This window comes from Pseudoalteromonas sp. SCSIO 43210, from assembly GCF_054133285.1.
This window is the reverse complement of the sequence record NZ_CP087225.1, coordinates 2422718-2435233: the sequence shown is the minus strand read 5'-3', so window position 1 is coordinate 2435233 and position 12516 is coordinate 2422718. Positions and strand designations below refer to the sequence as shown.

Here is a 12516-nt window from a genome sequence, read left to right as displayed (position 1 = left end):
TTTAATTAGAACACATCTAAAAGTATGAACAAACCACGATTACAGCGCCTTAAATAACACATACTAAAACTTCAAATAATACTTTATAACTATATTCAACTACGTAGTCACAAATCAACTGCCCGAATATTAAACGATTGACATATTTATTAATGAAGTGTTAACGTCATAAAACACAAATGCCACCGGTGGCAACAGGCATCTAAGTATCATTTTTGTTACACACAACGCTCTTATATAAAGGAAAAATCATGAAAAGCATGAGACTCAGCACAATAGCAGCTGCATTATTATTAGCCCTTCCCTCTTATGGGCAAAGCTCTTCAACCGCTGATGAGCTTAACAATAAAGAAAAGCCGATCTCTAGTGCATTATCGAAACAAGAAGGTAAACCTCAAACACCAGAAGATGATATTGAAATTATTAGTGTTACCGGTATTTACCAAGCTGATTTAAAAGCACGTGCACTTGAGCGAGACAGTAATGCATTTAGTTCAGTTATTGCAACTGATGACATGGGCAACTTTGTTGATCAAAATGTAGCAGAGTCATTAAGAAGAATGCCAGGTGTAACACTGGAAAGAAGTGAAGGAGAAGGGAAATACGTAGCTGTTCGTGGTTTAGGACCTAAGTTTGTAGCAATAAATATGAACGGTGCTGAGTTATCTGGCGCAGGAGATGACCGAAAAGTAGGTTTGGACGGTATAACGAGTGATTCTCTTGGTTCCATTGAAGTTTTTAAAACACTGACTCCTGACATGAACCTAAATTCAATTGGTGGTGCTGTAAATGTTAAATCGATCTCTGCTTATGATCGAGGTGAGAATACCCTAAAAATAAAAATTCAAGACGCTTACAATGAGCTGCGCGAAAAACACTCTCCTAAATTTAGTATTGATGGGACTCAATTGTTTCTTGATGACACCATTGGTATTGGGTTTGCCTTATCTTACGAAGATCGTAAAACACAAGTGGATGAAAATAGGCATCACAGTACCCGTGATTTAAATTTTTTAAAAGGTGGAATAGGCCTAACTGCGGAAGACATTGAAAGCGCACCTGAAATTTTAGCTCCTGCGCAATTAGAAAACCGCCGTGAAATAGCAAATAGGGAAAGAACTACCGCAACGGTTAATATCGAATTTAAACCAACAGACTCTGGTTTCTACTATTTACGTGCCAATTACTCAAACTATACAGATGAAGATATAGCACTACGTGAATTCTATAATTTTTATAATGGCGACCAAGATGACGAAGTTATTTATGTAAATTCAGAAACTAAAGAATTTGCACTGTCTGACATTGATGTAATGAACCAATATTTTGTTCAAGAAGGCGAAAAAACCACTATTAATATGAGTATTGGGGGTGAAAATTACGTAGGTGATGACTGGAAAATAAATTATGAGTATGCATATTCAAAAACAGATGATGAGTCTGTAGGTGACCGTCGTGTGCAATTTCGTGAAAGAGAAAATATTGTCTACGGCAAAGCGTCTAAAAACAGTATTGTGGCACGTGTACTTACTCCCGCAGAAGCCGCTGAGTTAGGCGGGTTTGCATTAAGTGACGAAGGCGATGTATTCAACGGTGAAGCTGATGGAGATTTAAGCAATCTTTCCAACATGGAATACGATAACTTGTTTATGGAGGACAGCACTCGTACTGACGAAATTAGTAGCTTAAAATTAGATTTAACCAAACAGTTTGACTCGGAGTATATAAATTATATCAAGTTTGGTGGTACCTATAATGAACGCGAGCACTATAACAACAAAGATCGCTGGAGTTATAGCATTGATGATAGTGACTGCAATGGGGATGAAACTTGTATTACTGTTGCGAACTCTAATATAACTAACTATGACTACGCAATACCTAATAATAGTGATTTCTCTTATCCGTTTGTATCTCGCTCGCAAATGGAGTACATGGTTGATGCAACATCAATTACGCGCGAAAGTGCCACCGGTGGTGAAACGTCAATTGATAGTACTAAAGAAGATTATACATTAAACGAAGATACTTATGCCGCCTACGTAATGACTGAGCTACGTCTAGCGGATAACTTAAAAGTAATCACTGGGGTACGCTATGCGCACACTGAATTCTCATCCACTGGTTTTATGTCACTTGAGAATGATGATTGGAAGTTCGATGGTATAAACACACTCGATCTAGCTGTCCCCCTTCCCGAAAGTAGTATCACTTACAGTGAATATTTTCCGAGTATGCATATACGGTATGAGCCATCTGATACGGTATTAGTACGTTCATCACTTTGGACTAGTTATACCCGACCTTCGTTTAAACAAGCACGTGGTTATGCGAAATTTGATAATGACATTAGCTTGTGTGATCCAGCCACCGATGACTGTTTTAACTCGCAGGATGGCCAAAGCGCACTTGATTTACAAAACTATGTTTTAGGCCCTGATAACGCATTACAAGTAGGTAATCCAAACTTAGTTGCAATGAGCTCAACTAACTTCGATGCATCAATTGGTTGGTATCCTTCAAAAGAACTCTTTATGGAACTTGCTGTTTTTTATAAGGATATTGATAATTTTATCGTTGATGTTTCAGGTATTCAAATGCGCTTGGATGAATTGCCTTTAACATTGCCCGTTAATCAAGTTTCTGAGTTTGCAATTTTACAAGACTTACAACTAAATCAAGTAGATATCACACTCAATGGTGACACTGCCAATGTATATGGTATGGAATTGAGCTTTAATCAATTTTTTGAAAATGGTTTGTTTTGGCAAAGTAATATGACGGTAGTAAGCAGTGAAGCAACGCTAGACGATTCTATACGTGTAGATAAAATGCCACTACCTGGACAAGCAGATATTACTGCTAACATCTCTTTCGGTTGGGAAGATGACGATTTGTCACTTCGTTTAATCAGTAATTACCGTTCAAAAATCCTTGAAGAAGTTGGTGCTTGCCCTGCTTCTGCAAATATATCTGATCCCCACGAATGTAAAAAATGGGCGGATATATATCAAGACGCAATTACTACCGTAGATTTTAAACTCAAGTATGACTTTAGCAAAAACCTAAGCGCTTACTTTGATGCAATTAACATAACCGATCAATCTGATCTTCGCTATTTCGCAGGTAATGAGCTATCTGGTGGTGCTGTCCTGTATCAGCGTGAGAACTATGGACGAACCTTTCAACTTGGTATGAATTATAAATTCTACTAAATAATCTGAACTCTAAATAATAAATCTCTTAACCAGAGTACAGATTAAATACACAAAACTAAAAATTAGCACACTCTACGTGTGCATCACACACTGCCAACACAGACGCTAAAAAGTTCATCCTTGGAGGGATGTATGAAAACAAAAATAAGTGTAATCACCACATTATTACTCAGTACAATATTAACGGGATGCCAGGAAGAAAGTTCAATTAACGTTAAAGAAGCACCCGCCCCTGCTATTCAAGGAACCTTTGTAGATAGCCCTGTTGCAGGCTTAAGTTACACAAGTTTATCAGTACCTGATGGTGTAACCGATGCCAACGGTCAATTTAACTATTTTCGCGGCGAAGCGATTACGTTTGCAATAGGAGATATTGCGTTTCCATCTATTGCGGCAAGTAATATCTTGTCACCTTTAAATTTATTTTCAACCGATACTGTATTTCATCCTGCTGTTGTAAACAGCTTGCGATTATTTCAATCACTTGATAGTGATGGCGATGTGAGTAACGGTATTACCATTAGTGCCACAACAGCCGATGCAGCAACGATCAACTTATCAGAAGGCCAAACAATTACCGATTATTTTAGTCGTAGTGAAGATGAATTTGCGGCAGATGTAAACGTTTGGCTAGCAAATGCAGGCACACCAACAACGGAACTCATTGATGCTGATCAGGCTATATTACATTTTGTTGATTTTGTGTATAAGCAATACAACAGTACACAGCCTAATGCATTTAACTTGTCACTATTTACCGGTGATGTATACAACCCTTTGGTAAAAGGCAGTACTGCCGGTATTGAAATACTTAATTTTAGCCCCGCTGATGATACTAACTCCACGGGCACATATACTAGAACAGCTGATGGTGAAATTATTGGCAACGGCAATTATAAATTTATATTTGGTGATCGCGTACTCGCTTTTACAACTGCTGTTAATGGTGAGTCAAATACACAATACCTAATTTCACGTTCATTTAATACGGTTGATAGTGTGTATAGTTTGTGCCACCAATCTGATGACGCATCGCTTAGCGACATGATTGCAAAATGCGATAGTAACGACGATGCTAAAAATAACGTTATCGTATTTAGTGAAGAGCAAGCTGCCATTGAGCTTGAAAACCTCAACAATTTAGCAGAACAGAACAGCAAAGCACTTATTGAAGATTTTAACACCACCACTGAAGACTTCTTTAAGTCTACCTATAAAAGCGTAAGTGATGAGATTGGCAGTGCTGCTCTTTACTTCAAAACCGGTGGTAGCTTAGAACTTGATGCTGAAAATGGCAATATAGTGCTTGAAGGCGACCGCTTTAGTATTGGTAACACACTGCCAGGCAAAGAAACAAGCCCAAGTGACACATTGGGTAAAGGTATTTATAACTTAAGTGAAGGCTTTACAATTAGCTTTGATGTTATTGCCCATAATGATGCGGGTACTCTGTCATTGTATGTTGACAATAATACGACTGGCCAAGACAACTCAGTACATGGCAAAGCATCTAAATTTTATTCAAAAGCTATTACAGCTGAAAATTTACCTCAAGGTCAACGCTTTACATATACCTATAAACCAGGTGAAGACGTAGTAACAGGCCCTGATCTGGACAGCGAAAGCGCGCAAGGCGTATTAAATGCAGAGATTAAAAACTCATTTTTACAGATTCGAACTGATAGCGCGGCATCAATTACGTTAGATAATTTAGAGTTAATTACGGTTGCCACAGATGTACCTGAAATTGAAGAGCCTACTGATCCAACCACACCACCAACAGGGGGAGACACGACAACGCCATTCCCATTTGTTACTGATTTTACAACGGTAACAGGTGATTTATTTTCAACTGATTTTTCCGCGATTACAGCAGCTGACGGCTCTATCGTCCCTATGTTTAAAAAGACAGGTGGATCGGTTTCTGTTATTGATACCGGTTTAGAAATTAATAGTGGCCGCTTTACAATGGGTAATACAACGCCAAATGTAGAGACGACCGAAACAGATCAAAGTACAACTGGTAGCTTTGATTTATCGCGCCCCTATCAAATTTTGATAGATATCGTGAGTGTGAGCGATCCTGATGGTGATAATAACTTCCAAATTTACGTGGATAACAATACCTCTAGCAGCTCAAAGTCAATTCATGGCTCTAGCTCAAAATTTTACAATGAATTAATTAACACCTTAGTACCTGACACTACGCTAGTTGTTGAAGGTAAAGTTGCAACAGCAACTTCATTTTTACAGCTGCGTACTGAAAATGGCGGGACGGTTGTTATTAAAAATCTACGTATCGAATACTTAGACGATCCGAGCGTGTTTAAATGTAATAGCTCTCCTGAGCTGTATTTTTGTGATGACTTTTCAGCAGGCGATTTGTCTAACTGGAAAATTATTGCAAAACCAGATAACACAGCGGGCGCCGTGGGTGAATTTGATATTTTAGATTTAAGTGGTAACAACGTTATGCGTTACACCGCCGGTGGTGTTGGTGGTGAACTCATTTTAGCCACTGAAGACGCATTACAAAATGTGCCAGATACCGGTAACTACTTTTTTGAAGCTGATATTCGACCACGTCAAAACAGTACAACAGCGAGCAAACAGCTCTACTTAATGGCTCGTTATGAAAGTGAAGGCAACTGGCTTGCTGGTGGCTTAAATGTACAAAACTCAACAAGTAGCACACAAGTAGAAGTGGCTGTGACTGTTGACGGTTCTATTTCTCGACCTGTACAAGCTAAGTCTCCTATCTTATTAGGTGAAAAAGGCGGTACAACTGATGGCGTTTGGTATACCACCCGCTTTGAAATGATAGACTCAGAACTTACCGCATACCTGAATGGTGAAAAAATGGGCACAATTAGCGACAGCACGTATAGCGCTCGTGGCCTAATTGGTTTGTTTACTAACAACCGCTCATTTGAACTTGATAACGTTAAAGTCGGCGATCCAAGTATTAAGCCAATTCAATTAACCCTTGATTATAAAGATCCTGCATGGGATGCCAGTACAACAACTGATCCGCTCATAATTAATGTGACAGCAATTAAAGACGATGGTGTTACACCCGATACCTTCAGCGTTACATCGAGTAACAAAGACGTAGTGTCTGCTGATGTCTCAGGCGATGTAGTTATGTTAAGCCCGCTCAGTGCTGGTGAAGCAACGATTAAGTTTGTATCAGGTTCTGATGAAACAATAATCAGAACGATTGAAGTAAATGTTGTCGAAGGCTTTGTGATGCCAAGCACCGATTATGGTGACCTAAGCGGTAAGCTAATGCCTGAAAAATCAGCAGACAATCAATTTGTTGATACGTTAATTTCAATTGATTTTGATACTACCGGTGTAACACCAACCTTAGGTAGTCTTGGCGAAGTTAGGATTTATAAACAAAGTGATGACACTTTAGTTGATACCCTAAAAGTAGGTAAGAACATCGATGTAATTGGTTACCCTGGGCAAGATCGCATACGTGCTGTAAATTACTTCCCTATTAGCTTAGAGGACAATACATTAATCATTAAGCCTCGCAACAGTGTGCTTGAGTACGGCCAAACTTATCGTGTAGTTATCGGTGACGACGTTGTTACTGGTGCTAAATTAAATGACATGGATTTCGCTGGACTTGGCAATAACAGTCAGTGGACATTTACAACCAAAGTAAATATCCCAGCAGGAAATGAGCTACTCGTTGACGATAATGACGTTGCTGACTTTAGAACCGTGCAAGGCGCACTTAATTTTGCAATGCAGCATCTTGATAAAGATGAGCAAACAACGGTTTCAATAAAAGACGGGACTTACAATGAGCTGCTATTTCTGCGCAATAAAAATAATATAACGCTACAAGGTGAAAGCCAAAACAACACTATTATTCAGTACGAAAACTACGAAACACTTAATAGCGGTTCAGGTGGTAGCGCAGCACTTGGCAGTGGTACTCCAAACGGTGGCCGTAGTGTATTTTTGGTTGAAGGCACAGATATGCTGGTTATTAACAATCTAACGTTAAAAAACACGCACATTCGTAGTAACAGCGTATCAAATCAAGCTGAAACTATTTATTTCAATAGCCAATATCGTTTAGTTGCCAACAACGCAAACTTTATTAGTGAGCAAGATACCCTACTACTAAAAGGCTATACTTGGTTTTACAACACGCTAGTTGCCGGTAACGTAGACTTCATATGGGGATACCCAGTTACTTCGTTATTTGAAAATAGCGAAATACGTACCCTAGGTGATTCTAAAAATGGTGATCCAACCCAAGACACCAAAGGTGGCTACGTTTTACAAGCGCGTGTACCGGTAGAAACCGATCCTGGCTTTATTTTCTTAAACAATGAGTTTACCAATGGTCCTGGCCCTATTGGTAATGGCGTACTAGACAATTCAACATATCTTGCCCGCAGTAGTGGTAGCTCTTCATACTTTGATAATGTAACCCTTATCAATAACAAGTTTGATACCCACATTGCAACTGTTGGCTGGGCTGTTCAAGGTGTTGAAAATCAACCAGCTCCAAATCCAGAAGCACCTTCAGTAACAAGCGGCTGGCGTGAATACGGCAGCATGGATATGCAAGGTAACGCACTAGATTTAAGCACCCGTAATGGTGGTTATATTTTACAAACAAGTGAAGTAGCTCAACTGCTTGAACGTGATAGTATTTTTGCAAGTTATGGCGATGGCGCAGGGTGGACCCCAACCCCTTTACCAGTGCCAGTGTTACCTGACGAACCTGTAAAAGTAATACCTGTTAACGTGAATTTAGGATTTGCTGGTTATAACTTTGATGTGACCGGTGGTACTAATGGCACTGTGGTAACTGTAGATAATGGCTCATCATTAAAAGCAGCATTAAGTGAAGCAAAAGCAACCAGTACACCTATTATCATTTATGTTGATGGTGTTATTACTGATGCGAACAGTGGCGGTGATGGCTTATCAATTCAGATAAAAGATATGGATAATGTGTCTATTGTGGGCGTAGCAGATCGTGGTCATTTGGATGGTATTGGCATCGAAATTCGCAGAGCGAATAATATCATAATTCAAAATTTAAAAATTAATCAAGTGCTTACCGGTGGTAAGGATGGTATTTCAATTGAAGGTGATGAAAACGGAAGTACCTCTAATATCTGGATTGACCACAATGAGTTATATTCATCGCTAGACTCAGATCAAGATTTTTATGATGGCCTAATTGATTCTAAATCTGGCGCGCAAAACATCACAATTTCTTATAACTACTTACACGATAGCTGGAAAACCTCATTACACGGTCATAGTGATGATGACACCAGTACCAACAAAAATCGCTTTATTACTTTTCACCATAACCGATTTGAAAATATTGTATCGCGAGTACCCTTATTTAGATTCGGTCGCGGCCATGTATTTAATAACTACTACAACAACATTACCTCTAGTGCCATAAATTCACGTATGGGGGCGGAGCTTCAAGTAGAAGGTAACTACTTTGAAAACACCAAAAACCCAGTGATCTCGTTTTATTCAGATACTATTGGCTATTGGAATACATCGGGTAACTACCTCAGTGATACCGTTACCTGGGGTGAAGTACCAGACGGTGACGTAGCGGGTGAAGTAACCGAAAATGGAATTACACCAACAAGTAGCTACCAAGTGCCTTATGAGTACACACTAACCCCTGTTATGGCTATTAAAGATCATGTTATTGCGCATGCAGGTATTGGTAAAATAGATCAAAGTGATTTAGATATCCCAGCGATTGAAGAGCCTACAGAGCCGCCGATTCAAGAGCCGTTAGGGCTACCATTTACTGAAAATTTTTCTGCAAACAACGCTGATGAATTTTTCAGTAATCGTTACCGTGACTTATCAGGCCTTGCAGGGAGCAACACCCCCCTATTTCACCGTGTTACAGGCAGTGTTCAGGTAAGTAACGGAAAACTAACCATGACCGGTACACGTATTAGTATTGCAAATACAACACCGACCATTAACACCACGGGTGACGATACGCAAACAAGCGGATTATTAGACCTATCAAATAACTACCAAGTAACGTTCAAGGTGGATGCTGTAAGCGGTAATACAGCTAAAAGCTTTCAGATATACGTAGACAACAATACCTCAGGAAGTGCTAATTCAATACATAACGGTAGTTCTAAGTTTTACTCTATAAAGCTGGAAGAGCTAGTACTGGGGCAAACCTATACTGTTGATGGTTTTGTTGCCACACCAACCTCTTTTATAACTATCCGTACAGAGAGTGAGGCAACTATTACGATAGATGAACTAACAATTCAGTAACCTTCCCAAGTAAAAAGCCCTTTATGTTGATTCTATGGGGCTTTCATTTTTATATCTTTAATATAAAACTACATTTTTAGTTATTTCTTATTACACATAAGTCCAGCTCAAATAACACAATAAGTAACAACTTAAGATTAACATATTACCTCGAATTCAAGTCGATACAACTCTATAAGGTATTGTCCATTATATAAATTACAAAAAAAGCCTAAGTTGTAACATTCAAAATAAGTGCTATATTTAGTCCGAGCATAAGATACTAAACGCTTATATAAGTACATATAAAAGGACGAATGAATGCTTGCAAAAAGCAGGATTAATAATGGGCTTTTACTACAAGTAATCATCCAAATTATTATCCTCATTATAGGTGCTACTTTCACTTATTCTCAGCATATTCAATATCAACGCGAACGTAATGCTGTTATTTCAACGGCTCTAAACAACCGACTTTCCTCATTATCCACAGGTATCATCAATAGGGTTAATTTATATCAATATGGGCTATTCGGCTTAAAAGGATTTATACACGGTATTGGCATTGATAATTTAAATTATCAAGCGATGCAAAACTACTCAAATAGCCGAAATTATGCTTTAGAATTCCCTGGTGCAGATGGTATAGGTTTTATTAAAAGAGTATCACCAGCGCATTTAGCTCAATTTTTAGAACACGCTAAAAACGAGCGGCCCGATAATACCTTTAGTTTAAAGTCACTCAAAGACGACAACGATGAGCATTTTATTATTCAGTATATTTTTCCTGAAAAAAATAATTCAAAAGCACTTGGTCTTGATATTGGCTCTGAGAACATACGCCGACAAGCAGCACTCAACTCAGCAATAAACAATAGCACCCAATTATCGGCGCCAATTACCTTAGTACAGGCTGACAAAAAACCACAGCAAGGTTTTTTGATTTTACTCCCTGTATATCAAAAAAATATCGTGCCAAAAAATACACAACATCGCCTAGACAAATTGGTAGGTTGGGCTTATGCCCCTTTATTAATTAACAATATTTTAGAGTCACTTTCTCAAGTAGACGAAAATAGTTTAAGCATCAGTGATTTAAATAACAGTACTGAATTTACCTTTTTTAATTACGGTTATAAGAATAATAACACCGCGTTTCAAACTTCTAATACTATCAATATTATGGGACGAAGCTGGAAAGTAACACTGTATGGTTCTCACTCTTTTATCGCCAACCTCCATTTAGCTAATAAATATCAAGCACTCGTTGATGGAGTCTTTTTAACCGTCTTCTCAATGTTTTTTATATTCGCTCTACAGCTATTTTTTTATCGCAGGTCACAAAGAATAAAACTCAAAGTAGAAGCCGCTAAAAAGCACGAACAAATACTTGAACAAGCAAATTCAAAACTAGAAATTGAAGTAAAGTTACGCACCCAACAAATAGCCGATATAAGTACTTTACAACGCAGTATTTTAGACAGTGCGAGTTACTCTATTATTGCTACAGACAAAGACGGCTTAATTACTGAATTTAATCCTGCTGCAGAGAAACTACTTGGCTACAAAGCCAGCGAAATTATTGGTATTAAAAACCCGAGTATTTTTCATGTAGAAGATGAAGTAGTTAAAAAAGCGCAGCAATTAACAAAAGAATTAAACAAACCTGTTAAACCTGGCTTTGAAGTATTTGTCGTTAAAGCAACCCCCACCGAACCTGATATAAACCAATGGACATACATAGATTCTAACGGTAAGCATATCCAAATTAATTTAAGCATTACCTCATTGCTTAATAATAGAGGTCAAGTAGTTGGTTTTTTAGGTATCGCATTTGATTTAACACAGCAAATAAAACATGAAGAAGCACTTGCACAAGCAAAAGAATTAGCAGAGCAAAGCTCTAAGGCTAAATCAGAGTTTTTAGCAAATATGAGTCACGAAATTCGTACTCCAATGAATGGTATTTTAGGTACTTTGCAACTACTACAAGAGCAGCCACATAATGAAAAATCACAAGAATATTTAAAAAAATCATTATACTCAACAAGAGCATTAACAACCATCATCAACGATATTCTCGACTTTTCTAAAATCGAAGCCGGTAAATTATCATTAGAAAGCATGCACTTTGAACTGAATGAGTTGATAAACCATTTAGAGTCGGATCTCGCACTTTTTGCTAATGAGAAAGGCATTTACTTACGTTTCATATCTAATATTGATCACAACTATTGGATAGGTGATCCGGTTAGGCTGAGACAGATTTTCATTAACTTAATCTCTAATGCCATTAAATTCACCCACGAAGGTGGTGTAACCGTTGAGTTTAAGTTAACTGACGATAATAAAATATACGGCATTGTTTCAGATACAGGCATTGGTATATCACAAAATGCAATTGATCGATTATTTGAACGCTTTGAGCAAGCAGAAACGTCTACTACCAGAGAATATGGTGGAACAGGGCTTGGCTTACCAATAACAAAATCGTTAATTAGCCTCATGAAAGGTGAAATTAAAGTGACCAGCACATTAAACTCTGGAAGCCAATTTTGTGTTTATTTACCACTGAAGAAAGCAAATATAAAAGCAATAGATCTAAATACAAAGTATTTAGAATTTCCTGATTTATCAAACAAAACAATTTTAATCGCAGAAGACAACAAAATTAATCAACTGGTTGCAACTGCAATGTTAGAGCCGACTAAAGCCAATATTGTAATAGCTAATAATGGGCTTGAAGCAATTGCATTATATGAATCGTTGTTACCTGACATTATTCTTATGGATATTCAGATGCCGAAAATGGATGGTTTTGAGGCCTGTAAAAAAATAAAAAAAATAAATAGTAAACAAGTCATTATAGCCCTAACGGCCAATGTTTTTACTGAACAAAAAGAATTGTATAAACAACTTTTTGATGGCTATATTTCTAAGCCTATTGAAAAACAAGAATTAATAAAAGCACTACATATGAATAATACAGAGGAAAACATTTGATATG

3 protein-coding genes are annotated in these 12516 nt (G+C 37.9%); all 3 read left to right on the top strand.

Annotation, left to right across the window (positions count from 1 at the left end; all coding sequences use genetic code 11):
* Positions 1–251 precede the first annotated feature (251 nt).
* The 3 genes from LOS73_RS10470 to LOS73_RS10460 all read left to right on the top strand — a co-directional run bounded on the left by LOS73_RS10470 (position 252) and on the right by LOS73_RS10460 (position 12512).
* Entirely contained in the window at positions 252–3215 is a 2964-nt protein-coding gene (locus LOS73_RS10470; protein WP_008139139.1) for a TonB-dependent receptor, read from the top strand.
* A 135-nt stretch (positions 3216–3350) separates the two neighbouring features.
* A complete protein-coding gene (locus LOS73_RS10465) occupies positions 3351–9530 on the top strand; it encodes a pectinesterase family protein (RefSeq protein ID WP_457934937.1) in 6180 nt (2059 codons plus the stop codon).
* Positions 9531–9830: 300 nt separating this feature from the next.
* Positions 9831–12512 carry a CHASE domain-containing protein gene (locus LOS73_RS10460; protein ID WP_457934936.1) on the top strand — a complete coding sequence of 894 codons (2682 nt, stop codon included), beginning with the start codon at positions 9831–9833 and terminating at the stop codon, positions 12510–12512.
* Positions 12513–12516 lie beyond the last annotated feature (4 nt).